Here is a 23,408-nt window from a genome sequence, read left to right as displayed (position 1 = left end):
TCACACCAGTTCCGCCTTTCCCACGCTTGTCCCCGCCGTCGGGGTGACACGCGGGAAGCGCAGGGTGAAGCGGGCCCCCTCGCCGGGGATGCTGTGCACGGTGATGGTGCCGCGCAAGGTGCCGGTGACGAGGTTGTAGACGATGTGCAGCCCCAGCCCGCTGCCCCCGTTGCCGCGGCGGGTGGTGAAGAAGGGGTCGAAGACCTTCGGCAGGATGTCCGACGGGATGCCCAGCCCGTCGTCGGCCACCGTCAGCTCCACCTGATCCTGCGGCAGCAGGCGGGCGGCAATGGTCAGCCGGCCCGGATGGTGCGGCGTGAAGGCGTGAGCCAGCGCGTTGAGGACGAGGTTGGTCAGGATCTGCGACAGGGCGCCAGGATAGCCGTCCAGTTCCAGCTCGTCGGGGCTGTCCACGACGATGTCCAGCCCGCCGACATCCTTGTAGGTCGGACGCAGGCTGCGCAGCAACTCGCCGATGTAGGTCTTCAGCTCGAAGCGCCGCCGCTCATCGCTGGACTGGTCCACCGCGACCATCTTGAAGCTCTGCACCAGATCGGCGGCGCGCGTGCTGTTGGACAGGATCAGGCGGGCCATCTCTCCGCCGTCGGCCAGGAAGCGCTGGAACTCCGACTTCTTGATGGCCCCGGCGGCGAGCTGGCGGGTCAGATCCTCGAACTGCAGGGCAAGCTGCGAGGCGCCGGTGATGGTGATGCCGATGGGCGTGTTCACCTCGTGCGCCACCCCGGCGACGAGCTGGCCGAGCGACGCCATCTTCTCCGCCTGGATCAGGCTGGCCTGGGTCTCCTTCAGCTCACGCAGCGCCTGTTCCGCCGAATCGCGGGACCGGCGGAGCGCCGCTTCCGCCTCGACCTCGCGGGTCACGTCCACGACGATGGACTGGACGGCGGTCTCCCCCTTCCAGTCGATGCGGCGGCTGGTCAGCTCGATCCAGCGCTCCGCCCCGTCGAGCCGGCGGGCGCGCAGCCGCCGCCGCTCGCTGGGCAGGCCGGTGGCGACGATGTGCCGGTAGTTGTCCTCGACCAGCGGCCGGCTGTCCTCCGCGATGAAGTCGAGCACCGACCGCACGCGCAGCGCCCGGTCCAGACTGCTGCCCAGCATCTGCAGGAAGGCCTCGTTGGCGTAGAGCGGACGGAAATCGCGGTGGATGATGATGCCCTGGATGGAGCCTTCGACGAGGTCGCGGAAGCGCCGCTCGTTGTCGGCCAAGTCCATCTGGCGCCGGTCGATCTCGTCGATGAAGTAGCGGACGGAGGCGGCGATGTCGGTGATCTCGTCGTTGCCTTCGACCGGCACCGTCGCGTCGCTGCCGGACAGGCGGGCCAGCACCGCGCCGTTCAGCGCGACCAGCCGCGAGGTCAGGAAGCGCCGGAAGAAGAGATGGACGAGGATGGCCAGCAGGATGGAGGCGCCGCCCAGCACCATCACCGTGCGCGAGCGCTCCTGGATCATCGCCGCCAGATCGCCGGTGCGGTCGGTGGACTGGTCGTGGATGGCATCGAACAGGGCCAGCGTGAAGCGGTCGACCGTCTCCACCAGGACGCGCGACTGGCCGGACAGCGCCTGGGCGCGGTTGCGCGCCTGCAGCCGTTCGGCGGAGCTGTCGAACAGTCCCTCCGGCGCCACGAGGATCGCGGCGAGGTCGGCCCGGATGCGCTCCATGGCGGACCCCTCCGGCTCGGGCGTGGCGGCGGCCAGCCGGCCCAGCTCGGCCAGCGTGTGCTCCGCGTTGCGGCGCTCCACCCGCAGCCGGTTGAGGTGGTCGGTCTGCATCGCTCCGGCAGCCCGCGCCATCAGCGCGCCCGCCCGCACCGCCCAGGCCCCCAGCGTCCCGCCCCCGCCGGGCGCCGCCGTGGCCGGGCCGGTTCCGGGTTCCGCGCCCGGCAACCGCTCCAGCGCGTCGGCGAGCTGGGCCAGGGCGCGGATTGACTCCGCCTGACGGGCGCCGGCCTCGATCTGCCGCCCGACTTCGGCGTTCAGGTCGGCCACCGTCGCCGCCAGGATCAGCAGGGTGGATTGGGCCTGTTCCAGAAGCCGAAGCTCGTCGCTTTCGCCGTCTCCGCCCGGCTCCCCCTGCTGGTGGAGGTCGCGCATGCGCTCCACCAGCTTCCTCAGGAATTCCAGTTCGCTGATGAGTTCGTCGTAGATGGCCCGGCGCTGCGGGGTGGTGGCCGCGCCGGCCAGGACGGGCAGGCGGGCGACCAGCTTCTGGAGCGAGCCGCGCAGCTCCGCGCTGGTGATGACCTTCGGCAGAGTGGTGGTGGACAGCACCGACACCTCCCCCCGGAACAGCTGGAAGGAGGACAGCGACACGACGCCGACCAGCAGGACCAGCATCGTCATGATGCTCAGGCCGATGGAGATGCGCAGCACGATGCCGGCGCGCGCCCCACGGCGCCGGCGCAGGGGCACGGCGGCATCGGCGCGGTTGGTGGAGGGCGGCGCGGCGTCCATTCCGCGGCTACCGCTGGACCGTCAGGCGGCCGTCGAGCCGCGGCGCGAAGCTGCCCGTGCGGGCGATCCGGCTGGCCAGGATGGTCGAGACGAAATCGGCGTCCCGGTCGTCCACCAGCCGCGGGGCGGTGGACAGCATCGCATAACCGTCGCCGCCGTTGGCGAGGTAGCTTCCGGTGGCGAGCCGGAAGCGGGCCATCGGTTCCACCGGCTTGCCGCCCACCGCCAGGGCCACCACCCGCTGGCCGGGCGGGCGCGAGGCGTCGACGGTGACGCGGGCGTTGGACAGGTGCGGGAAGCGGCCCTGCAACTGCTCGATTCCGGAGAAGCCGAACTCCAGCGCGTCGCGGAGCTGCTGCCCGGTGACCTCGATCAGCACGGCGGTGTCGTGAAAGGGGAATTCGCTCTGGATATCCCGGCGCGTCCACACCGTGCCCGCCGCATAGGCGCGGTCGCCGCGGAAGGAGCCGCCGTTGACCAGCGCCACATCGGCCTCCATCGCCTCGCGCAGCGAATCGGCGACGGTGTTGGCGAAGGCGTTCTCGCTGGCGCGCACCGCCTCGCGCCGCGTGTCGATGGCGGCGTCCAGCCGGCCCACCTGCATGCCCAGCATGCTGTCCAGCCGCGCGCGATAGGCTTTGGCCTGGGTGTCCAGTGCCGGGTCCGGCGCCACGGTGGCGGTGTCGATGGCGCGCACGCCAGTGCTCCACACCGTGTGCGTGGCGTCGCCCTTGGTCACCTTCTCGGCGCTGATGTCCAGGGCCAGCACCCAGGCGGCCTGCGGCTCGACCGTCGCGTTCAGGGTCTTGCCGTCGTATTCCACGGCGACCACCCGCCCGCGGTCCTGGTAGAGCACGATGTCAGCGGCGCCGGAGGCGATCACCTCGCGGTGGGTGCCGCCGGAATCGCCGGTCAGCGCCACCACCAGATCGGCGCCGGCGTTGCGGAGGTCCTTCGCCTTCTGGGCCAGCACCGGACCCGGCGGCAGGAAGTCGGTGCGCGGCGAGCGGGTGATTTCCCCCGTCCGCGCCGGCGTCGCGGCCAGCACCCCGACGCGCACCGGCCCGGCGTTGAGCATCGCCCGGTCCTCCAGCCCGTCCAGCGGCTTGCCCGTCTGGCGGTCCACCGCGTTGGAGACGACCATGGGGAAGTTCGCTTCGAAGGCGCGGGTCATCAGCACGTCGTCACCGTGATGGAATTCCCGGTTCAGCGCCGCCATGGCGTCGATGCCGACCCCGTTCAGCAGGTCGATGACGTGCGCGCCCTGGTCGTAGAAGGACAGGACGGAGGGGGCGAGCGCCTGCCCGCCGTGCAGGACCAGCACGGTGCCGCCCGCCGCCCGTTCCTGGCGGACCAGCGTGGCGAGCCGGGCGATGCCGCCGCGTCCCTGCACGTCCTCCAACTCGGTCGTGCTGTGGGCGTAGAGGATGGTGAAGCGGGTGGGGTCCGCCCACGCGGGTCCGCCGGCCGAAATCCCGCTGGTTAGAATTCCGAGAACCAGCGCGACCACCGGGCGTAGCCAGACGCCCCTGCCGAATCCCATGCCGTCGTTCCCCATCCAGCGCCCGCACGGCCGTTTCCGCTGCGGGCCGCACCCCCAGTTCCGCGCCGGATTATGCGCGTTCGCGCGTCGGTGGTGAAGCTGTACCGAGGATGACAAATCGCCCCGTTCCACGACGGGACGGCACCTGGACGCCGCGGTGGGATGGAAATGCCAAAAGGCCATAGTATTTACAGGGAATTGCCGGCCTATGCGGGTGCTGCACCGCACCCATTCCGGATTGGTAATACCAGTTCGAAAGGGGTGCCCCTATTCTCCGCCAGCCCATTCTCGGGGCGTTTCCTCCCTAGACTCAAGGCCGGAGCGATTGCTCCGGCCTTTTTTTCGTCCGCGACGCCTCGCGATCGTGAGGGCGTCCCATGGATTGCGGACGGACGAGGGTGCGCTATTCTGCGGCCCATGCCCGCCCTGCCGCCTCCGGAAACTCTGGACATCGCCCTCAGCCGGACCGCGAAGGTTCCGCTGTCCGCACAGATCCACGCCGCCTTGCGCGACGCCATCCGCGATGGCCGGCTGGCAGGAGGGGCGCGGTTGCCGTCCTGGCGCGATCTGGCCGTGCAGCTCGGGGTGTCCCGCGGCACGGTGCGCGACGCCTATGAGCGGCTGATTGACGAACAGCTTGCGGTCGGCCTGGGCGCCGCGGGGACGCGGGTGGCCGAGGGGGCCATAGCGGGGCCGTCCCCCGACGGGCCGGTCAAGGCCCCCTCGGTGCTGGAGCTGTTCTCCAGTGTCGAGCGCGCGCCGCTGCCCTTCCAGATGGGCGTGCCGGCGCAGGACGCCTTTCCCTTCACGCTGTGGTCCCGGATCGTCGGGCGGGCGGCGCGGGCCGCGGCGGCGGCCCCGGTCGGCTATCCCGATCCTCGCGGCCATCCGGATCTGCGGCGCGAGATTGCTGCCGTGCTGGCCATCGCCCGCGGCATCCGCTGCACGCCGGAGCAGATTGTCATCACGGCGGGCTATTCCGGCGCGCTCGGTCTGGTGATCCGGGCCTTGCGGCTGGACGGCGCCACCGCCTGGATGGAGGAGCCCGGATTTCCCCTGACCCGCCGCGCCCTTCACCTCGCCGGCCTGACCGTGGTGCCCGTGCCGGCGGACGCCGCCGGGATCGACGTGGATGCGGGACTCGCACGGGCGCCGTCGGCGGGCTTGGCCGTGGTGACGCCCGGCCAGCAGGCGCCGCTCGGCGTGACCATGACGTTGCAGCGCCGCCTCGCCCTGCTGGACTGGGCGTCGCGGGCCGGGGCATGGATCATCGAGGACGACTATCTCAGCGAACTGCAGTTGAAGGGCCGGGCCGCTCCGGCGCTGGCCTCCCTCGACCGGGATGGGCGGGTGCTGCACGCCGGCACCTTCAGCAAGACGATCACCCCGGCGCTGCGACTCGGCTTCCTGATGGTGCCGCCGGGGCTGGCCGGCCTGTTCGGCGAGGTCGCCACCTGCCTGTCCCCGGCCCCGGCGGCGGCGATGCAGCGGGCGGTCGCCGACTTCATGGCGGGCGGGCATTATTTCCGACACCTGCGCCGGATGAAGCGGCTCTACGCCGTCCGCCAGCAGGCGCTTCTGGCGGCCATGCGCGACGCCGCGGGAGCGGAGTCGCCGATGGCGGTGGAGGCGTCGGGAAGCCTGTCGGTCCGGCTGGTCCTGCCACCGGGCAGCCGCGACATCGCCATCGCCGCGGCGGCGCAGGCGGACGGCCTCGCTCCGGTGCCGCTGTCGCCCTGGTACGCCGATGGCCCGGAGGCCGCTCGCCCCCGCGGTCTGCTGCTGGGCATCACCAATCTGCAGGAGCGGCGCCTGTCCGACGACTGCCGCCGGTTGATCGACTTGGTGAAGCGGCACGGCTGACCCGGCACGGCTGACCTGCGGGGCCAGGCTCAACGGGCCGCGGCGGGAACCGTGCGGAAGCTGATGGCGAGGCGGTTGTAGAGGTTCATCAGGCCGATGGCGATCGTCAGGTCGGCCACCTCCTTCTCGGAGAACTGGGCCGACACCGCCTGGAACTCCGCATCCGGGACGGCGGTCTCGGCCACCCGCGTCACCGTCTCCGCCCAGCGCAGCGCGGCGCGCTCGCGGTCGGTGAACAGCGCTTCGGCCTCGTGCCAGACCGGCACCAGCACCAGCTTGTCGATGGTGACGCCGTTCTTCAGCAGATCGCGGCTGTGCAGGTCGATGCAATAGGCGCAGCCGTTGATTTGCGAAACGCGCAAATACACGAGGTCGATCAGCGTGACCGGAAGCCCGCACTGGCCGATGTAGCCATGCGCGCCGGCGAGGGCCTTCATGCCGGCGGGGGTGGTGGCGTGGTAGTCGAGACGCGGGGACATGGCGGTTGGTCCTCAATGGGGATGCGGGAAGTTCCCGGCTGCCGCTGATCCTGCATCGCCCGCCGGTCAGCCGTAAGGACCAAGACGTGACGGAAATCCTGTACCATCCTCCGCAGGGGGGACTGGTCAGGCGCCCGCCAACTCGCGGCGGAAGGCGCGGTCCATCATGGCGGCCACCCGCTCCAGCCTGTCCCGGTCCGCGCCGTCGCGGGCGGCGGCCGACATCCCCATCATCGCGACCACCACCAGGTCGGCCAGCGCGTCGGCGCGGTCCGGCGCTTCGGTGGCGATGAAGTCGCGAACCGCGGCGCGGCCTTCCCGTTTGGCCGCGTCGGCCAGGGCCTGAGCCTCGGGGTCGGCGCTGTTGCGCGCGCCGTCGAGCACGAGGCAGCCAGCCGTTCCGCCTTGGCTGGGATAAAGCTCGGCGGCGAGCGCCAGCGTCCGCCCGATCACCGTCGCCACGTCGCCGCCCTCTGCCAGAGCCCGCGCAAAGATGTTCGCCTCGCCCGCCGCGTAGCGCCGCAGCGCCCGCTCGAACAGCCCGGCCTTGCTGCCGAAGGCGGCGTAGAAGCTCGGCGGCTTGATGCCCAGCTCGGCTCCCAGCTCGGCCACGCCGACCGCGTCGTAACCGCGGGCGTGGAACAGCCGCATCGCCGTCTCCACCGCCTCGTCCACGTCGAAGGAACGCCGCCGTCCGCGCGGCTCCGATTTTTTTGTAGCGACCACTATAAAAAGTCCTTGCGCGATGCCCCTCGGTGATTTTATATAGCGATCACTACATTAATTCAAGGAACCGATCATGAGCGACTTCGCGGGCAAGAACATCCTGGTCCTGGGCGGCAGCCGGGGCATCGGCAAGGCCATCGTCCAGCGTTTCGCGGCGGGTGGCGGGCAGGTCGCCTTCACCTACGCCGGTTCTGCCGAAGCCGCCGCGGCGCTGGCCGCCGAGACCGGGTCCGAGGCGATCCGCACCGACAGCGCCGATCGCGACGCGGTGATCGCTACGGTGGCCGGGCGGGGGCCGCTGGACGTGCTGGTCGTCAACGCCGGGGTCGCGATGATCGGCGATCCGCTGACCTTCGACCCCGACGCGGTGGACCGCATGATCGACATCAACGTGCGCGGGCCTTACCACGCCGCGGTCGAGGCGGCGCGCCACATGACCGGGCCGGGGCGCATCATTGTCATCGGGTCGGTCAACGGCGATCGCATGCCCTTCGCGGGCGGTGCCGCCTACGCGCTCACCAAATCGGCGGTCCAGGGCATGGTGCGCGGTCTGGCGCGCGACTTCGGGGACCGCGGGATCACTGTCAACGCCATCCAGCCGGGGCCGACCGACAGCGACATGAACCCGGCCGACGGCCCGATGGCCGAGGCCATGCACGGCTTCATGGCGATCAAGCGCCACGCCCACGCCAGCGAGGTCGCCGAACTGACCGCCTTCGTCGCCGGTCCGCACGGCGCGATGATCACCGGCTCGTTCCAGACCATCGACGGCGGCTTCGGGGCCTGACGGCCGCCGGTTACGTCGTCCCGCCCCAGCGGTCGCGGAAGACGAGGTCCTCCAGGGGAAGCCGGTTGCGCCAGCCGGCTTTCTCCAGCTCCGGCGTCTCGTGGAAGTGGGAGACGTAGCCGAGGCAGAGATAGGCCACCGGGACGATCCGCTCCGGGATGCCCAGCGCCTCGCGCAGCCTGTCCTCGTGCAGGATGCTGACCCAGCCGACGCCCAGCCCCTCCGCCCGCGCGGCCAGCCAGAGATTTTGCACCGCGCAGACGCAGGAGTAGAGGTCCATGGTCGGGATGTGCGTGCGCCCCAGCACCACCGGGCCGGAGCGCTCGCGGTCGCAGGTGATGCACAGGTTGACCGGCGCCTCGCGGATGCCTTCCAGCTTCAGACGGCTGTAGAGTGCCTTGCGCTCCCCGGTGAAGAGGGCGGCCTCCTCCTCGTTGGCCTGGGAGAAGTCGGCGTGGATCTGCGCCTTCACCGCCGGGTCCTGGACGACGATGAAGTTCCAGGGCTGCATGAAGCCGACCGACGGCGCGTGGTGCGCAGCGGTCAGCACGCGGGTCAGCACCTCCTCCGGCACCGGGTCGGGGGCGAACTGCCCGCGCACGTCGCGGCGCGAGAAGATCGCCTTGTAGAGCGCGTCCCGCTCCTCCGGTGCGAAGGCATGGTCGCTCATTGGTCTGCCGCGATGACGTGGAAGAACGAGGCGAAGACGCTGCCGCGCCGCCCGCCGAGCGGCCCGAGGTCGGACCCGTCCGCCGCCGTGGCGGTGACCAGCGGTTCGTCGGCGCCGCGGTCGAGGATCGAGGCGTAGTGGAACTCGTGCCCGCGCAGCGCGGTGCCCGCCCGGCCCAGCGGCGTGTCGCCGAGCAGGACGGCGCGCCGGTATCCCAGATGCAGCTTGCGCTTGGCGAAGGAGGTCCGCACACCGAGCAGTCCAAGCATCGGGTGGGTGGTGCCCGCCGCGTCCTCCAGCGATTCGCCCAGCGTCATGTAGCCGCCGCATTCGCCGTAGATCGGGCGCCCGAGCGCGGCGACGCGGTGCATGCCCGCGCGGAAGCTATCGGCGGCGGCGAGCCGTCCGGCGTGCAGTTCCGGATAGCCGCCGGGCAGATAGACGGCGTCCGCGTCGGCGGGCGGCGCCTCGTCGGCCAGCGGAGAGAAATGCGTCACCTCGGCGCCCGCCGCGCGCCAGCCCTCCAGCAGATGCGGGTAGACGAAGGTGAAGGCGGCGTCGCGCGCGATGGCGATGCGCTGGCCCAGCGGCGGCAGGGCGGGTGCGAAGCTCCCTTCCGGCGCGCGGGAAGGGGTGGCGAGCGCGGCCACCCGGTCGAGATCGACATGCTGCGCGATGAAGCGGCCGAGCGCCGTCAGACGTTCCTGAAGGTCCGCCGTCTCCTCCGCCTGGATCAGGCCGAGGTGGCGTTCGGGCAGGATCACGTCGGGGGTGCGGGGCAGGGAGCCGAGGACGGGGATGCCCAGCGCCTCGATGGCGCCGCCGGCCAAGGCGAGGTGGCGCGGGCTGGCGATGTTGTTCAGGATCACCCCGCCGATCCGCACATTGTCGCGGTAGGTGGCGAAGCCCTTGACCAGGGCGGCGGCGGACTGAGACTGGCCCTTGGCGTTGATCACCAGGATCACCGGCCAGCCGGTGCGCGCCGCCAGTTCCGATGTGGCTCCGGTGCCGGTCGCCCCGACGCCCGCCACCCCGTCGAACAGGCCCATCAGCGCCTCGCAGACCAGCAGGTCGGTGCCGTCCCCGGCGCGGCGGGCCAGGGAATCCAGCAGGTCCGGCCCCATCGCCCAGTTGTCGAGGTTGACGCTGGGCCGCCCGGTCGCCGCCTGATGGAAGGCCGGGTCGATGTAGTCCGGCCCCGCCTTCACCGCGCCGACGCGCAGGCCGCGCGCCTTCAAGGCGACCAACAGCCCCAGCGTGACGGTGGTCTTGCCGGTGCCCGACGCCGGCGCCCCGACGATCAGCCCGCGCGGTGCAGCCTCAGACATGGGGGGCTCAGCCATGGGGAAGCTCCTTGGGCAGCCAGTTGAGCACGGGGCGCAGCCGCACCACCTCGCCGATCACGATGATGGCCGGCGGCTCCATCCCGCTGGCCTCCAGATCGGCGACGCAGGCGCCGAGCGAGGTGACCAGCACGCGTTGCCGCTCGGTCGTCGCGTCGGTCACCACGCCGACCGGCGTGTCGGCGGACCGTCCGCCCTCCATCAATGCCGCCGCGATGCTGGGCAGGCCCTTCCAGGCCATGTAGAGGATCAGCGGCGCGCCCGTCGCGGCCAGCGCCTTCCAGTCCGGCCCGCCCGCGCAGGAATGGCCAGTCGCCAGGATCACCGCCTGGTTGGCCGTGCGGTGGGTGGCCGGGATGCCGGCGTAGGCCGGGCCGGCGAGGCCCGCCGTGATGCCGGGGATGATGCGGAAGGGGATGCCCCGCTCGGCCAGCGCCTGCGCCTCCTCGCCGCCGCGCCCGAACACGAAGGGGTCGCCGCCCTTCAGCCGCAGCACGCGGTGCCCCTCGCGCGCCAGCTCGATCAGGCGGTTGGTGATGTCGTCCTGGTGGGCGGAGGGCTTGCCGCCGCGTTTGCCCGCGAACTCCAGCCTTGCCGAGGGCGTCGCCAGCGCCATGATCCGTTCACCGACCAGCGCGTCGTGGACGATCACGTCGGCTTGCCTTAGACCTTGCAGGGCCAGCAGGGTCAGCAGGCCGGGATCGCCGGGACCGGCCCCCGCCAGCCACACGCTGCCGGGCCGGAAGTCGGCCAGGTCCAGAGGAAGAGAAAGGGAGTCGGACGACGGCTCTGCGGTCATGGACGAGCACTCAGCGACGGAAAACGGTGTGGACGGCGGAGAGGGGAACGGCAACGGCAAGGCGCTGCGGCGGGGCTGGACGACGGGCGCCTGCGCCACCGCCGCCGCGCGCGCGGCCTGCGGGGCGCTGTTCTCCGGCGACTTCCCCGATCCGGTGACGGTAACCCTGCCCGGCGGTCAGACGCCAGCCTTCGCGCTCGCCTGGACGGCGCGCGGCGACGGCTGGGCGGCGGCGGGGGTGGTCAAGGACGCCGGCGACGACCCGGACGTCACCCACGGCGCTCTGATCCGCGCCCGCGTCAGCTGCGCCGAGCCGGGCCAGGGCGTGGTCTTCCGCGCGGGGGAGGGGGTGGGCACGGTGACCCGCCCCGGCCTGCCGGTCCCGGTCGGCGAACCGGCCATCAACCCGGTGCCCCGCGCGATGATCCGCCAAGCGGTCGCGGAGGCCGCGGCGCTGGCCGGCGAGGCTCCCGACGTCGTCGTCGAGGTCTCGGTGGAGAATGGGGAGGCGCTGGCCCGCCGCACCATGAACCCGCGTCTGGGCATCCTTGGCGGCCTGTCGATCCTGGGGACGACGGGGATCGTCGTGCCCTATTCCTGCGCGGCCTGGATCGCCTCGATCCAGCGTGGCGTCGATGTGGCGCGGGCGGCGGGGCTGGGCCACGTCGCGGCCTGCACCGGCGACACCTCGGAAAAGGCGGTCGTCGCGCGCTACGGCCTGCCCGAGCACGCGCTGCTCGACATGGGGGACTTCGCCGGGGGCACGCTGAAGTACCTGCGCCGCCACCCGATCCCGCGGCTGACCCTGTGCGGCGGCTTCGCCAAGTTCGGCAAGCTGGCGCGCGGCCTGCTCGACCTGCACTCCAAGCGCGGCAGCGTCGATCTCGACTGGCTGGCCGACCGCATGGCCGAGCTGGGGGCCGTCCCCGACACCGTGGCCGAGGCCCGCGCCGCCAACACCGCCGCGCAGGTCCTGAGCATCGCCAGGGAAGCCGGCCTGCCGCTCGCCGACCGCGTGGCGGCGCTGGCGCAACGCACGGCGCTGGACACGCTCGACGGCGCCCCCGTGGCGGTCGAGGTGCTGGTCACCGACCGCCAGGGCAACATCGTCGGCGGTTCCGGCTGGAGCGCCCTTTAGTCCCCTCTCCCCTCTGGGGAGAGGGTTAGGGTGAGGGGGGCCGGCCGTTGCCGAACGCACCGGTCCCCCGATATCCCCCTCACCCCGACCCTCTCCCCAGAGGGGAGAGGGAGTGAAAACCTCCCTCACTCCCCCAGCCCCCGATAGCGGCGCACGTGCGACCCGTCGTAGAGCGCACTGCACCGGAAATCCTCCACCCCCAGCGCCGGGCCGACCAGGATCAGGGCGGTGCGCTCCATCGGCGAGTCCGCCACCTGGGTGGCGATGTCGGCCAGCGTGCCGCGCAGCACGCGCTCGTCCGGCCAGGTCGCGCGGTAGACCACGGCCGCCGGGCAATCGGCACCGTAGAGCGGGGTCAGCCGCTCCACCACCCGGTCGATGACGTGGATCGACAGGTGGATGGCCAGCGTGGCGCCCGACCGCCCCAGCACCTCCAGAGTCTCGTTCGCCGGCATGGCCGAGGCCCGGCCCTCCGTCCGTGTCAAAATCAGCGTCTGGCTGACCTCCGGCAGGGTCAGCTCCCGCCCCAGCGCGGCCGACGCCGCAGCGAAGGCCGGCACGCCCGGCGTGATGTCGTAGGGGATGCCCAACTCGCGCAGCGCCCGTGTCTGCTCGCCGAGCGCGCTGTAGACCGACAGGTCGCCGGAATGCAGACGCGCCACGTCCTGCCCGGCCGCGTGCGCCGCCGTGAACTCGGCAACGATCTGGTCGAGCGTCAGCGGGGCGGTGTCGACGATCCGGGCGCCCGGCGGGGCGTGGGCGATGATCTCCTTGGGCACCAGCGATCCGGCGTAGAGGCAGACCGGGCAGGACGCGATCAGGTCGCGCCCGCGCAGGGTCAACAGGTCGGGCGCGCCCGGTCCGGCGCCGATGAAATGCACGGTCATGCGGAAACTTCCCCAGAAATCGCCAGCGCGCAGGTGGCGCTCGGAGTGGAACGGCGCGGCAGCAGAAGGGTGGAGCCCGGCCCGGCGGCGGCCAGCGCCGCGGCCTCCGCGACCGAGGCAATGCCCACGGCGGCCTCGACGCGGGCGGAGCGGGTCTGCACCCGGTCCTGAACCGCCGCCAACGCTGAATCGTCAACGAACCGGAGCGGCAGGGCGAGCAGACGCGCCGCCTCGGCCACCCCGGCTTCGTTGCGTTTGCGCATCGGTGCCGCCAGTTGCACGGCGCGGCGCGCCGCCTCGTCCAGAGCGGCCTCCGCGAAGGCGGCGCGGAGCAGCCCGGCGATCTCGTCGCCGGGGCAACCCGCCCGGCAGCCGATGCCCGCCGCGATGATTCGATCCACCGTCACAGCGGCTTCTCCGCCAGCCACAGCGTGACCGGCATCAGCGGGCGCCAGCCGGTGAAGCCGCCGATGGGCGCGGCACGGCTGACGGCGATCTGCGACAGTTGCCCGCCCAGCCGTTTGTGGGTGGCGATCAGCAGCGCCTCGCTTTCCAGCGTCACGGCGTTGGCGACAATCCGCCCGCCGGGCTTCAGCGCCGACCAGCAGGCGTCCAGCACGCCGTCGTTGGTCAGCCCGCCGCCAATGAACACGGCGTCCGGAGCCGGCAATCCGTCCAGCGCGTCGGGCGCCTTGCCGCGCACCAGCTCCAGCCCCGGCACGCCGAAGGCGGCGGCGTTGGCCGGGATGCGGGCGGCGCGGTCGGCCTTGTGCTCCACGGCGATGGCGCGGTTCGTCGGATCGCTCAGCATCCATTCGACGCCGATGGAGCCGGAGCCGGCGCCGATGTCCCACAGCAGCTCGCCGCGGCGCGGCGCCAGCCAGGACAGGGTGACGGCGCGGATCTCCCGCTTGGTGATCTGGCCGTCATGCTCGAACCAGTCATCAGGCAGGCCCGGCGTGCGGGGCAGGGCGCGGGCGCCGGGCGCGGCGACGCACTCCACCGCCAGCGTGTTGAGGTCGGCCACCCGCTCCGCCGACCACTCTTGAGCCGTCGCAACGATGCGGCGCTCGCGCGGTCCGCCCATGGATTCCAGAGCCGTCAGGCGCGACGGGCCGAAGCCGCGCGCCGTCAGCAGCGCCGCCAGCTTGGCCGGGGTCGTTCCGTCCCAGGAAAGGATGAGCAGTCGCGCCCCCGGTTGCAGACGCGGAATGACCAGCTCCAGAGGGCGCCCATGCACGGTCAGGGCGCCGCAGTCCTGCAAGGGCCAGCCCAGGCGGGCGGCGGCGAGGCTGAAGGATGACGGAGCCGGAACGATCGACAGTTCCTCAACCGGAACGAGTTTCGACAGGGTGGCGCCGATGCCGTACCAGGACGGATCGCCGCTCGCCAGAACGCAGACTCGTTGGCCGCGCCGCGCCAGCAGGGCGGGGTAGGCGTCCGACAGGGGGGAGGGCCAGGGCAGCCGTTCCTGTCCGCTCAACTCAGGCACCAGCGCCAGATGGCGGGCGCCGCCGGCCAACAGCTCCGCGCCTTCGACCAGCGCGTGGGCGGCGGGCGACAGACCGTCCCACCCGTCCTCGCCGATGCCGACGATACTCAACCAACGCTCATGCGCTGTGCTAGTCATGGCGCACCCCAAGGAGGACAAGCATGAAGGCGCTGATTCTGGGCGGCACCACCGAGGCCACGGCGCTGGCTCGCCTTCTCCGCGACCACCCGCGCATCGACGCGACGGTGTCGCTGGCCGGGCGCACCAAACAGCCGGTCCTGCCGCCCCTGCCGACCCGCATCGGCGGCTTCGGCGGTGTGGATGGGCTGGCGGCGCATATCGTGGAGAACGGCGTCGGTGCGGTCGTGGACGCCACGCATCCCTTCGCCGACCAGATCTCCACCAACGCCGCGGCGGCCTGCGCGCGGGTGGGCGTGCCGCTGCTGGTGCTGACCCGCAAGCCGTGGGAACCGGGCGAGGGCGACCGCTGGATCGGCGTGCCGGACATGGCCGCCGCCGCCGAGGCTCTGCGCCTGCTCGGCGAGGCCGTCTTCCTGACCATCGGCCGGCAGGAGGTCGCGGCCTTCGAGGCGGTGCCGGACAAGCGCTACCTGATCCGTGCCGTCGATCCGCCGGAACCGGCGCCGAACCTGCCCGATTACCACCTGATCCTCGACCGCGGCCCCTTCACCCTGGAGGGGGAATGCGCCCTGCTGGAGGAGCATCGGGTGGATGTCGTCATCAGCAAGAACAGCGGCGGGAGCGCCACGGAAGCGAAGCTGGAGGCGGCGCGTCGCCGGGGCATTCCCGTGGTGATGATCGAACGCCCACAGGGCAATGGCGTGGCCGAAGTGCACGGTGCTGGGGCGGCACTCGGGTGGTTGGAGGAGCTGTAGAGTCGGGCCCCCCTCCCGACCTCCCCCCGCTGCGCAGGGGGAGGAGATGATTCCCTCCCCTGCGAAGCGGGGGAGGGTTAGGGTGGGGGCCCGTTTCGGCAACGCCTTCACCCCCGCACCCCATAGCTGCGCGGCGTGTAGACCCACGGCTGCGCACCCTCGCGGGGCACCAGCCGGGTGTGCGAGGCGCCGATGATAACGCAGGTCCGCATGTCGGCCTGCGCCGCGTCCACCGCGCCCAGCGTTGTAACGGTCAGCGCCTCGTCGGGGCGTCCGACCGCCTGGGCGAGGATCACCGGCGTCTCCGTCGAACGGAGGTCGCGCAGCGCGTCGAAGGCGGCGCCGAGTTGCCAGGGGCGGGCGCGGCTGATCGGGTTGTAGAGCGCGATGACGAAATCCGCCTCCGCCGCCAGACGCAGGCGCCTCAGCACCACCTCCCACGGCTTCAGATTGTCGGACAGCGAGATGGCGCAGAAATCATGGCCGAGCGGCGCGCCGGCCCGCGCCGCCGCCGCCTGCATCGCGGAAATGCCGGGATCGACCGACAGCGGCACGCGGTGCCACGCCGCGGGGGCGGCGGGATCGTCCAGCGCCTCGAACACGGCGGCGGCCATGGCGAAGACACCGGGGTCGCCGCCCGACACCACCGCCACCCGGCGGCCCTCCGCCGCCAGTTGTAGGGCGTGGCGGGCGCGGTCCAGCTCGACCCGGTTGTCGGAGGCGTGGCGCACCTGCGGCCCCGGCGGCACACGGTCCACATAGGGGAAATAGCCGACGAGGTCCGTCGCCTCCGCCAGATCGCGCCGGGCCTCCGGCGTCAGCCAGTCCTCGGTGCCGGGGCCGAGACCCACCACCTTCAACCATCCGGCGAGAGGATCGGCGGTCATCGCCGCAGCCCTTCGCCGGGGATGACGATCTGCGAGAAATAGGGGGCCGTTTCCGGCGCCTCGCGGAAGGGCATGACGCGCTGGTCCGCCATGCTCGCCCGCTCGATGTACCAGGCGCGATCGGCCAGCCCGGCGGCCTCCACGGCGCGGCGGACCTTCGGCAGGTTCTGGCCCAGCTTCATGATGACCGCGGCGTCGGCGTTGCGCAGCGCGCGCAGCAGCGCCTCCTCCCCCAGGGTGCCGGGGATGACCGACAGCACGTCGTCGCGCAGGGTCAGCGGGCGCGGCAGCAGCGAGGCGCTGCACATCATCGACGTCACGCCCGGCACCACCTCCGTCGGGAAGCGCGAGGCCAGCCGCAGGAACAGATGCATGAAGCTGCCGTAGAAGAAGGCGTCGCCCTCGTTCAGCGCGGCGATGGAGCGCCCGGCGGCGAGATGCTCGGCCAGCCGCTCGGCGGACTCGTCGAAGAAGGCCTCGATCTGGCGGCCGTAGTCGGGATGGCTGGGCGGCAGCTCGACCGTCACCGGATAGACCATCGGCAGCTCGATGTGCTCCGCCGTGATGCAGCCGTCGGCGATGCGCCGGGCCTGTCCGGAGGTGCCGCGCTTGCAGAAATAGGCGACCACCGGGCAGGCGCCGATGGTGCGCATGGCGCGGACGGTCATCAGATCCGGGTCGCCGGGGCCGACGCTGACGCCGTAGAGGGTGCCGGTGGGAGAGGTGTCGTTGCTCATTATTCCACGTCGCTCGCCATGGCGTTGACCGCCGCCGCCGCCATGGCGCTGCCGCCGCGCCGGCCCTTGATCGCCAGGAAGGGCAGGCCGAAGGGCGCCTCGGCCAGCGCGTCCTTGCTTTCCGCCGCACCGACGAAGCCCACCGGGAAGCCCAGCACCGCCGCCGGCTTCGGCGCGCCGTCGCGGATCATCTCCAGCAGCTTGAACAGGGCGGTCGGCGCGTTGCCGATGGCGACGACGGAACCGGCGAGCCGGGGCACCCACAGCTCCAGCGCGGCGGCGGATCGGGTGTTTTCGACCTGTTTGGCGAGTTCCGGCACGGTGGGGTCGCGCAGCGTGCAGACGACGGGGTTGTCCGCCGGCAGACGCGCCCGCGTGATGCCATGGGCCACCATCTCGCTGTCGCAGAGGATCGCCGCGCCGCCGCGCAGAGCCGCCCGCGCCGCCGTTCCCACGTCCGGGGAGAACATCAGGTCCCGCGCCGCGTCCACCATGCCGCAGGCGTGGATGACGCGCACCGCCACCGCCTTCAGGTCGTCGGGGATGGCCGACAGGTCGGCCTCCGCCCGGATGGTGGCGAAGGACTGGCGGTAGATGGCCGCTCCATCGCGGATGTAGTCGTAAAGCGGCTCAGCGGACACAGGACAACTCCTCAACAGACAAATCGGCCACGGCGGTGACGGCGGCTTCCGGCGTCAGGCCGGACCGCCAGGGCGTGCCGCCGGGGGTGGTGTTCAGTGCGACGTCATAGACGCCGTCCCGCGCGGTGAGCGTGACATCCGCCGCGCCGGGATGGGCGCAGCCCTTCGCGCAGCCGGAGACATGCACCATCCGCACCGCCTCCAGCAAGCCCCCCGCGCGCTCCGCGATGGCGAGGCCGTCCGCGTGGGTGTCGGTGGTGCCGACGTCGCAGCCGGTGACCCCGCTGCAGGCGGTGAGCTTCAGACGGATGTCGCCGTGGTCGAGGATGCCGCCAAGGGCTTTTGCTGTGTTCGCGGCGCCGTCCTGCGGGGCGGCCAGCAGCAGGGCGCGCCAGGGGGTGATGCGGATCTCGTGGGTGAGGGCGGCCAGCGCCTCCAGCCGGTCGCAGTCGAGGCGGCCGAAGGGGAAGGCGACGCCCAGCCAAGAGGGTTGGGGGCCGAGGAAGAGTCGGGTGGGCGGCGTTTGCCCCCACCCTGACCCTCCCCCGCTGGGCGGGGGAGGGAATGAGGTTTGTGGGGGAGAAAGCTCCCTCCCCTGCCCAGCGGGGGAGGGAAGGGGCCCATGCGCAGCATGGGAAGGGTGGGGGCAAGACAGCAGCTCCGCCACCCGCTCCCGCAGCGCCTCCACCCCCAGCGCCTTGACCAGCCCGGCCATGCGCCGCGGCGGCTCGGCCAGGGTATGGCGAAGCTCCAGAAAAGCCCGCGCCAGCGCCGCCGCAAGCTCGACCAGATCGTCGGGGCGGCAGTGGCCCAGCACCGCCGCCCCCTCGACCGTCCCGCCCAGCCCGACGCGGAACAGCGGCCCGTCCACCGCCCCTGCCACCGCTACCGCCACCGCGTCGAAGCGCACGTCGGTGCTGCTGTCGAACAGGCTGGCCTGCCCACCGCCATCGACCAGCCAGCCGAACTTCGGCGGCAGCCGGTGGAGATCCCGGTCCGCCGCCAGCCGGGCGTCGAGCGCCAGGGCGTAGGGGCGCACGTCCAGCACCGCCGTCCCGTCCAGCCCGGCGGTGGGGGAGGTCAGCACGTTGCGCACCGCCTCGCTCTCCGCATCCTCCGAGACGTAGCCGAGCGCGCGAAGCTCCGCGATCAGCGCCGCCATGTCCGCCGCGGCGACGCCGCGCAGTTGCAGGTTGCCGCGGTGACTGAGGTCGACCAGACCGTTGCCGTAACGTCGCCCCAGCTCCGCGATCCGCTTCGCCGAGGCGGCGGGAAGCACCCCGGCGGGGACGCGCACGCGGACCAGCAGCCCGTCGCCGACCTCCATAGGGGCGAGAACGCCGGGGCACATGCCGCGCCGGCGGGGTGGATTGCGGAGTTGGGTGATCGCGCTCATGCGGACATCTCCTTGCGGCGGCGCAGATCGTCGCCCGTCGAATTGCGGCGTGGGTGCCAGAGACCGCGCTCCAGGGCTTCGGTCAACCGGTCCAGGATATGACGGGCGGCGGCCGGATTGGACTGCGCCAGGAAGTCCCACACCCGCTGGTCGTCCACATAGGCGTCGTACAACTGGTCGAAATGATGGGGCCGCACCGCCGTGGTGGTTGCGGCGAAGGCGAACAGCGTGTCCACGCTCGCCGCCAGCTCCCCGGCGCCGCGGTAGCCGTGGCGCATCATGCCGTCGATCCAGCGCGGGTTGGCCGCCCGGCCGCGCAGCACGCGGGCGATCTCCTCCCCCAGCGTACGGACGGTCAGGCTCTCCGGCTCGGAGCTGTCGAGATGGTAGAGCGCCGGGTCGTTGTCGACCAAGGCGGCGGCGGCGGAGAAGCCGCCCTCATACTGCATGAAGCCGTCGGTGGAGAGGACGTCATGCTCCCGCTGGTCCTGGTGGTGGACCAGCGCGTCGGCCCCGCCGATGCGGCGGCGGAACAGGCTGGGCAGCCGAACGCCCTCCAGCCCCTTGCCGTAGGCGTGGCAGCTTCCCTCCAGATAGGCGGCGCCGAAATCGGCCCGCGCGCTCCAGTCGCCGCGCGCGATCATGCCGGGCAGCGCCGTGCCATAGGCGCCGGGGGCCGCGCCGAAGACCCGCGCGCTGGCCCAGCGCTCGGCCTCCGCCGCCGGGGCGCCGCCGGCTTCCAGTTCGGCGCGGTCGGTGCGGAGCGCGGCGGCGACAGGGTTCACGTCCTCCGGTTCGTCCTCCGCCATCACGGCGCGGACGGCCTGATCGAACAGAGCGATCTGCTGCGGAAAGACGTCGCGGAACAGGCCGGAGATGCGCAGCGTCACGTCCACCCGCGGCCGGCCGAGGACGGAGGCCGGCATCACCTCGAAACCGGTGACCCGGCCGGAGCCGTTCTCCCACAGCGGGCGCACGCCGAGCAGCGCCATGGCCTGGGCCAGTTCGTCGCCGCCGGTGCGCATGGCCGGGGTGCCCCAGCAATCCACAACCAGCCGCTTCGGCCAGTCGCCGTGGTCCTGAAGGTAGCGGGTGATCAGCGCGTCCGCCGCCTGCCAGCCCAGCGTCCAGGCGGTCGGCGTCGGCACGCCGCGCGGGTCGAGCGCGTAGAGGTTCCGCCCGGTGGGCAGCGTGTCGGCCCGCCCCCGCGCCGGGGAGCCGCCGGGGCCGGGCTTCACGAAGCGCCCGTCCAGCCCGGCCAGCAGGGCGGCTATCTCGGCCTCGCCGCAAGCGTCCAGCGCCGGGGCGACCTCCTCCGCCGTGGCGAAGCGGGCGACGGCGGCGAGCAGGCGGGCGCGGCGCTCCGGTTCCGGCGTGGTGCCGAAGACGTGCAGCCCGTCGCGGATCTGCATCTCCTTGATGTCGCAGAGATGGGCGTCGAGGCGGCTGAGGATGGCGTCGGGGTCGTCGTCGGGCCGCAGGTTGCAGTCGGCGGCGACGCCGGACCTCCAGGCGAGATCCAGGATGGTCTGCCGCAGCGTGCCCAGCCGCCGCGGGTCCAGCCCGGTCGCCATCGAATATTCGTCGATGGCCGTTTCAAGGTCTGCGAGGTCGCCGTGCAGCCCGGCCTCGACCGGCGGTGGGGTCAGGTGGCCGATCAGGACCGCGCCCAACCGGCGGCGCGCCTGCACCCCCTCTCCGGGGTTGTTGACGATGAAGGGGTAAAGGCAGGGCAGGGGGCCGGCGACGATCTCCGGCCAGCAGTCGGCGGACAGGGCGACGGCCTTGCCCGGCAGCCATTCCAGCGTCCCGTGCGCGCCCACCTGCACCAGCGCGTGGACGCCCAGGACATGGCGGAGCCAGAGGTGGAAGGCGTAGTAGCCGTGGCTGGGCGGCGTCTCCGGGTCGTGGTGCTGGGTGGTGGTCAGCGGGCCGTGGCCACGGCTCGGCTGCACGGCGACGGCGACGTTGCCGCAGGTCAGCACCGTGAAGCGGAAGGCCGCGCCGCTTTCCAATTGGGCGGAACGCGGGTCGGCCTCCTCGTCGCCCCAGCATTCCGCGATGCGGGCGCGGGCCTCGGCGGGGGCGAGGCGGCGGTAGTCCTCCAGGCTCAGCAGGGCGGTGGTGCCGCCGGTCAGCGCCTCCATCAGGGCGGCGGGGCCGGCGGGAAGCCCGTCCAGCGCGTAGCCCTCGGCGCGCAGCCGCTCCAGGATGCCGACGACGCTCGCCGGGGTGTCGAGGCCGACCGCATGGCCGATGCCGCCGCCCGGCCCCGGATAGTCGGACAGCACCAGCGCCAGCTTGCGCTCGGCCCGCGGCGTGGCGCCCAGCCGCACCCAGGCGGCGGCCAGATCGGCGGCGAAGGCCACGCGGTCGGGCACCGGGCGGATCAGCGTCGGGGCGAACTCCAGGTCGGGGTCGAGCGCCCCTTCGGCCTTGAAGGCGACGGCGCGGGTCAGGATGCGCCCGTCCATTTCCGGCAGCACGACGTTCATGGCGAGGTCGGATGGCCCCATGCCGCGGGCGGAGCCGCGCCAGCCCTCCTCGGGCGTGGTGGACAGCACGGCCTGAAGCACCGGCGTGCCGTTGGCTTCCAGTGGCGACCCGTCCTCGCGCGCCGCCGAGAAGCCGGTCAGGTTCATCACGACGGCGGCGTTGCGGGCGGTCAGGGTGGCGCGCATCCAGGCGGCGCAGTCCGGTTCCTTCAGGCTCGCCACGAACAGCGGCAGCGGGGCGAGGCCGCGCGCGGCCAGCGCGTCGCACAGCGCGTGCACCGGCTCCAGGTCGCCGGCCAGCAGGTGGGAGCGGTAGAAGACGGCCGGCGCGCATGGCCCGGCAACTTGGCTGGACCAGCCCTCATAGACGCCGAAGCGGGGGACCGGCGCCGGCTCGCGCCAAGGGCGCTCCTGCCCGCTCAGAGTGGCGGCGTAGGCCAGCAGGTTGGCCATGTTGTCCGGCCCGCCCTCGGTGAATCCACGCCACAGCCGTTGCGCGGCCTCGGCCGGAACGGTGCCGTAGCCCTCCAGGGCGGGGTTCGGCTGGGCGCAGCCGGGCAGCACGGCCAGCGCCACCCCGGACTCCCTGCAGGCGGCGGCGACATGGTCCAGCCCGTAGCGCCAGTAGCCCGCCCCGCCGAGCAGGCGCAGAATGACCAGCTTCGCCTTGCGGATCACGGACTCGACGTAGAGGTCCACCGACAGCGGGTGCCCCAGCCGCGCGAGATTCGCCAGCCGCAGCGTCGGCAACGGATCGGAGGGCAGGGCGTCGCGGTGGCGCTTCCAGCAGGCGGCGAGCGCCGTCAGGTCGCTGTCGGAGAAGGACAGGACGACGAGGTCCGCCGGGCTCTGCCCCAGATCCACGGCCTGGGGTCCGGCGTCGAGGTCTTCCTGGCGGGCGGCGAGTAGGTGCATGGTGACGGTGCTTTACGAAAATCCCCTCTCCCCTCTGGGGAGAGGGTTAGGGTGAGGGGGTTGCGCGTGGCGGAACGTCCGGCACAAGCGCACCCCCCTCACCGGCCCTGCGGGCCACCCTCTCCCCAGAGGGGAGAGGGCTATGAAGGCAAAGGATTACCCCAGCGCCGCGGTCACGGCGTCGCGGTCCAGGCCCGTCTCGCCGATCACCACCAGACGGCTGCGGCGCGGCTCGTCGGGCTTCCAGAAGCGGTCGAAATGGGTCTGGATGCGTGTCCCCACACCCTGCACCAGAAGGCGCATCGGCTTGCCCGGCACGTCGATGAAACCTTTCAGGCGCAGCACGCCATGGGCGGCGGCGACCCGCTCCAGCGTCTTCGCCAGCGCCGCCGGGTCGGGTTGCGGGCCGAGTTCCACGACGAAGCTGGTGAAGTCGTCGTGGTCGTGACCCTCCTCCTCGTCATGGTGGCTGGGGCGGTTGGCGAGGTCGTCCTCGGCCCCGGCGCCGACGCCGAGAAGCACCACCGGATCGACCTTGCCGTTGCTGGCGCGCAGGATCTTGGCCTCGCGCCCGGTCCCGCCCTCCGCCATGGCGGCGCGGATCAGGTCCTCGACCTTCGCCAGATCGGCGGCGTCCACCAGATCGGTCTTGTTCACCACGATCAGGTCGGCGCAGAGGAGCTGGTCCTCGAACACCTCCTCCACCGGGGTCTCGTGGTCAAGCTGCCCGGCCTCGGCGGCCTGGGCGGCCAACGCCGTCGGATCGGGGGCGAAGCGGCCCTCCGCGGCGGCGGCGGCGTCGACCACCGCGACCACCCCGTCCACCGTCACCCGCGTCTTGATCGCCGGCCAATGGAAGGCCTGGACGAGCGGCTTCGGCAGGGCGAGGCCGCTCGTCTCGATGATGATGTGCTCCGGCGGCTGCGGGCGGGACAGCAGCTTCTCGATGGCCGGGACGAAGTCGTCGGCGACGGTGCAGCACAGGCAGCCGTTCGCCAGCTCGATCACGTCGTCCTCGGTGCAGGTCGGATCGCCGCAGGCGCGCAGGATCTCGCCGTCGATGCCGACATCGCCGAACTCGTTGATGATCAGCGCCAGACGGCGCCCGCCGGCCTGCTCCAGCAGGCTGCGGATCAGCGTCGTCTTGCCGGCGCCGAGAAAGCCGGTGATGACGGTGGCCGGGGTCTTCCCGGCGGACGGACGGAGGACGGCACGATGCGTCATGATCTGGTTTCCCTGTCT

20 protein-coding genes are annotated in these 23,408 nt (G+C 72.3%); 4 read left to right on the top strand and 16 right to left on the bottom strand.

All coding sequences use genetic code 11. The annotated features are described in order from the left end of the window. Nucleotides 1–2,472 carry a sensor histidine kinase gene (locus Sp245p_RS18085; protein WP_014197576.1) on the bottom strand — a complete coding sequence of 824 codons (2,472 nt, stop codon included), beginning with the start codon at nt 2,470–2,472 and terminating at the stop codon, nt 1–3. A gap of 7 nt (nt 2,473–2,479) precedes the next feature. After that, complete coding sequence (locus Sp245p_RS18080) at nt 2,480–4,015, bottom strand: bifunctional metallophosphatase/5'-nucleotidase (protein WP_014197575.1); 1,536 nt, start codon at nt 4,013–4,015, stop codon at nt 2,480–2,482. A gap of 417 nt (nt 4,016–4,432) precedes the next feature. Here Sp245p_RS18080 and pdxR point away from each other — a divergent pair, with 417 nt between their 5' ends. Continuing rightward, nucleotides 4,433–5,878, top strand: coding sequence for a MocR-like pyridoxine biosynthesis transcription factor PdxR (gene pdxR / locus Sp245p_RS18075; protein WP_014197574.1), 1,446 nt, complete (start codon nt 4,433–4,435; stop codon nt 5,876–5,878). Between the two features lie 29 nt (nt 5,879–5,907). Here the strand turns inward: pdxR and Sp245p_RS18070 are convergent, their stop codons facing one another. Together Sp245p_RS18070 and Sp245p_RS18065 are read right to left on the bottom strand one after the other, a co-directional pair. Next, nucleotides 5,908–6,357 carry a carboxymuconolactone decarboxylase family protein gene (locus Sp245p_RS18070; protein ID WP_014197573.1) on the bottom strand — a complete coding sequence of 150 codons (450 nt, stop codon included), beginning with the start codon at nt 6,355–6,357 and terminating at the stop codon, nt 5,908–5,910. Between the two features lie 126 nt (nt 6,358–6,483). Then, nucleotides 6,484–7,083 (bottom strand): TetR/AcrR family transcriptional regulator, encoded by a 600-nt coding sequence (locus Sp245p_RS18065; protein ID WP_041812310.1) that lies wholly within the window; start codon nt 7,081–7,083, stop codon nt 6,484–6,486. Between the two features lie 73 nt (nt 7,084–7,156). Between Sp245p_RS18065 and bdcA the strand changes: the two genes are divergently transcribed. After that, nucleotides 7,157–7,870, top strand: coding sequence for an SDR family oxidoreductase (bdcA, locus tag Sp245p_RS18060; RefSeq protein WP_014197571.1), 714 nt, complete (start codon nt 7,157–7,159; stop codon nt 7,868–7,870). Nucleotides 7,871–7,880: 10 nt separating this feature from the next. On the opposite strand, the gene bluB is transcribed toward bdcA, so the two are convergent. From bluB to cobA, 3 genes are read right to left on the bottom strand one after another with little or no spacing between them, the layout of a single operon-like run. After that, a complete protein-coding gene (bluB, locus tag Sp245p_RS18055) occupies nt 7,881–8,540 on the bottom strand; it encodes a 5,6-dimethylbenzimidazole synthase (protein ID WP_014197570.1) in 660 nt (219 codons plus the stop codon). After that, nucleotides 8,537–9,883 carry a cobyrinic acid a,c-diamide synthase CobB gene (locus Sp245p_RS18050; protein ID WP_109138725.1) on the bottom strand — a complete coding sequence of 449 codons (1,347 nt, stop codon included), beginning with the start codon at nt 9,881–9,883 and terminating at the stop codon, nt 8,537–8,539. The genes bluB and Sp245p_RS18050 overlap by 4 nt, the downstream gene beginning before the upstream one ends. Next, nucleotides 9,876–10,682: a uroporphyrinogen-III C-methyltransferase gene (gene cobA / locus Sp245p_RS18045; protein ID WP_014197568.1), complete on the bottom strand. Its 807-nt coding sequence runs from the start codon at nt 10,680–10,682 to the stop codon at nt 9,876–9,878. Before cobA ends, Sp245p_RS18050 begins: the two co-directional genes overlap by 8 nt. Here cobA and Sp245p_RS18040 point away from each other — a divergent pair. Then, entirely contained in the window at nt 10,681–11,820 is a 1,140-nt protein-coding gene (locus Sp245p_RS18040; RefSeq protein ID WP_082188224.1) for a cobalt-precorrin-5B (C(1))-methyltransferase, read from the top strand. The two genes, cobA and Sp245p_RS18040, sit on opposite strands and share 2 nt — an antisense overlap. 125 nt (nt 11,821–11,945) lie before the next feature. Here the strand turns inward: Sp245p_RS18040 and cobM are convergent, their stop codons facing one another. Genes cobM through Sp245p_RS18025 form a run of 3 tightly spaced genes read right to left on the bottom strand, consistent with a single transcriptional unit; the run spans nt 11,946 to nt 14,337 of the window. Further along, nucleotides 11,946–12,707: a precorrin-4 C(11)-methyltransferase gene (gene cobM, locus Sp245p_RS18035; protein ID WP_109138724.1), complete on the bottom strand. Its 762-nt coding sequence runs from the start codon at nt 12,705–12,707 to the stop codon at nt 11,946–11,948. Further along, on the bottom strand, nt 12,704–13,114 hold the full coding sequence (locus Sp245p_RS18030) for a cobalamin biosynthesis protein (RefSeq protein ID WP_244439461.1): 411 nt from the start codon (nt 13,112–13,114) through the stop codon (nt 12,704–12,706). The genes cobM and Sp245p_RS18030 overlap by 4 nt, the downstream gene beginning before the upstream one ends. Further along, entirely contained in the window at nt 13,111–14,337 is a 1,227-nt protein-coding gene (locus Sp245p_RS18025; protein WP_052584375.1) for a bifunctional cobalt-precorrin-7 (C(5))-methyltransferase/cobalt-precorrin-6B (C(15))-methyltransferase, read from the bottom strand. Before Sp245p_RS18025 ends, Sp245p_RS18030 begins: the two co-directional genes overlap by 4 nt. 23 nt (nt 14,338–14,360) lie before the next feature. Here Sp245p_RS18025 and Sp245p_RS18020 point away from each other — a divergent pair, with 23 nt between their 5' ends. Continuing rightward, nucleotides 14,361–15,095 carry a cobalt-precorrin-6A reductase gene (locus tag Sp245p_RS18020; protein WP_014197563.1) on the top strand — a complete coding sequence of 245 codons (735 nt, stop codon included), beginning with the start codon at nt 14,361–14,363 and terminating at the stop codon, nt 15,093–15,095. A 107-nt stretch (nt 15,096–15,202) separates the two neighbouring features. Here Sp245p_RS18020 and cobJ read toward each other — a convergent pair whose 3' ends face one another. The 6 genes from cobJ to cobW form a co-directional block, all read right to left on the bottom strand. Further along, nucleotides 15,203–15,982 (bottom strand): precorrin-3B C(17)-methyltransferase, encoded by a 780-nt coding sequence (cobJ, locus tag Sp245p_RS18015; RefSeq protein ID WP_014197562.1) that lies wholly within the window; start codon nt 15,980–15,982, stop codon nt 15,203–15,205. Beyond that, a complete protein-coding gene (locus tag Sp245p_RS18010) occupies nt 15,979–16,719 on the bottom strand; it encodes a precorrin-2 C(20)-methyltransferase (protein WP_109138723.1) in 741 nt (246 codons plus the stop codon). The genes cobJ and Sp245p_RS18010 overlap by 4 nt, the downstream gene beginning before the upstream one ends. Further along, complete coding sequence (locus tag Sp245p_RS18005) at nt 16,719–17,360, bottom strand: precorrin-8X methylmutase (protein WP_014197561.1); 642 nt, start codon at nt 17,358–17,360, stop codon at nt 16,719–16,721. Before Sp245p_RS18005 ends, Sp245p_RS18010 begins: the two co-directional genes overlap by 1 nt. Continuing rightward, nucleotides 17,350–18,756, bottom strand: a complete 1,407-nt coding sequence (gene cobG, locus Sp245p_RS18000) for a precorrin-3B synthase (protein WP_014197560.1) — start codon at nt 18,754–18,756, stop codon at nt 17,350–17,352. Before cobG ends, Sp245p_RS18005 begins: the two co-directional genes overlap by 11 nt. After that, nucleotides 18,753–22,166, bottom strand: a complete 3,414-nt coding sequence (gene cobN / locus Sp245p_RS17995; protein ID WP_014197559.1) for a cobaltochelatase subunit CobN — start codon at nt 22,164–22,166, stop codon at nt 18,753–18,755. The genes cobG and cobN overlap by 4 nt, the downstream gene beginning before the upstream one ends. A 156-nt stretch (nt 22,167–22,322) precedes the next feature. Next, nucleotides 22,323–23,390 (bottom strand): cobalamin biosynthesis protein CobW, encoded by a 1,068-nt coding sequence (gene cobW / locus Sp245p_RS17990; RefSeq protein ID WP_014197558.1) that lies wholly within the window; start codon nt 23,388–23,390, stop codon nt 22,323–22,325. Nucleotides 23,391–23,408 lie beyond the last annotated feature (18 nt).

This window comes from Azospirillum baldaniorum (assembly GCF_003119195.2).
Classification (GTDB): domain Bacteria; phylum Pseudomonadota; class Alphaproteobacteria; order Azospirillales; family Azospirillaceae; genus Azospirillum; species Azospirillum baldaniorum.
This window is presented reverse-complemented; position numbering and strand designations above follow the sequence as displayed.

Bases quoted from the DNA above. Each gene is read 5' to 3' on its own strand.
- cobM (WP_109138724.1), bottom strand. From the start codon at position 12,707: ATGACCGTGCATTTCATCGGCGCCGGACCGGGCGCGCCCGACCTGTTG.
- Sp245p_RS18050 (WP_109138725.1), bottom strand. From the start codon at position 9,883: ATGGCTGAGCCCCCCATGTCTGAGGCTGCACCGCGCGGGCTGATCGTC.
- Sp245p_RS18070 (WP_014197573.1), bottom strand. From the start codon at position 6,357: ATGTCCCCGCGTCTCGACTACCACGCCACCACCCCCGCCGGCATGAAG.
- cobJ (WP_014197562.1), bottom strand. From the start codon at position 15,982: ATGACCGCCGATCCTCTCGCCGGATGGTTGAAGGTGGTGGGTCTCGGC.
- cobN (WP_014197559.1), bottom strand. From the start codon at position 22,166: ATGCACCTACTCGCCGCCCGCCAGGAAGACCTCGACGCCGGACCCCAG.
- bluB (WP_014197570.1), bottom strand. From the start codon at position 8,540: ATGAGCGACCATGCCTTCGCACCGGAGGAGCGGGACGCGCTCTACAAG.
- Sp245p_RS18040 (WP_082188224.1), top strand. From the start codon at position 10,681: ATGGACGAGCACTCAGCGACGGAAAACGGTGTGGACGGCGGAGAGGGG.
- Sp245p_RS18080 (WP_014197575.1), bottom strand. From the start codon at position 4,015: ATGGGATTCGGCAGGGGCGTCTGGCTACGCCCGGTGGTCGCGCTGGTT.
- Sp245p_RS18085 (WP_014197576.1), bottom strand. From the start codon at position 2,472: ATGGACGCCGCGCCGCCCTCCACCAACCGCGCCGATGCCGCCGTGCCC.
- Sp245p_RS18025 (WP_052584375.1), bottom strand. From the start codon at position 14,337: ATGACTAGCACAGCGCATGAGCGTTGGTTGAGTATCGTCGGCATCGGC.
- cobW (WP_014197558.1), bottom strand. From the start codon at position 23,390: ATGACGCATCGTGCCGTCCTCCGTCCGTCCGCCGGGAAGACCCCGGCC.
- cobG (WP_014197560.1), bottom strand. From the start codon at position 18,756: ATGAGCGCGATCACCCAACTCCGCAATCCACCCCGCCGGCGCGGCATG.
- pdxR (WP_014197574.1), top strand. From the start codon at position 4,433: ATGCCCGCCCTGCCGCCTCCGGAAACTCTGGACATCGCCCTCAGCCGG.
- Sp245p_RS18010 (WP_109138723.1), bottom strand. From the start codon at position 16,719: ATGAGCAACGACACCTCTCCCACCGGCACCCTCTACGGCGTCAGCGTC.
- Sp245p_RS18020 (WP_014197563.1), top strand. From the start codon at position 14,361: ATGAAGGCGCTGATTCTGGGCGGCACCACCGAGGCCACGGCGCTGGCT.
- bdcA (WP_014197571.1), top strand. From the start codon at position 7,157: ATGAGCGACTTCGCGGGCAAGAACATCCTGGTCCTGGGCGGCAGCCGG.
- cobA (WP_014197568.1), bottom strand. From the start codon at position 10,682: ATGACCGCAGAGCCGTCGTCCGACTCCCTTTCTCTTCCTCTGGACCTG.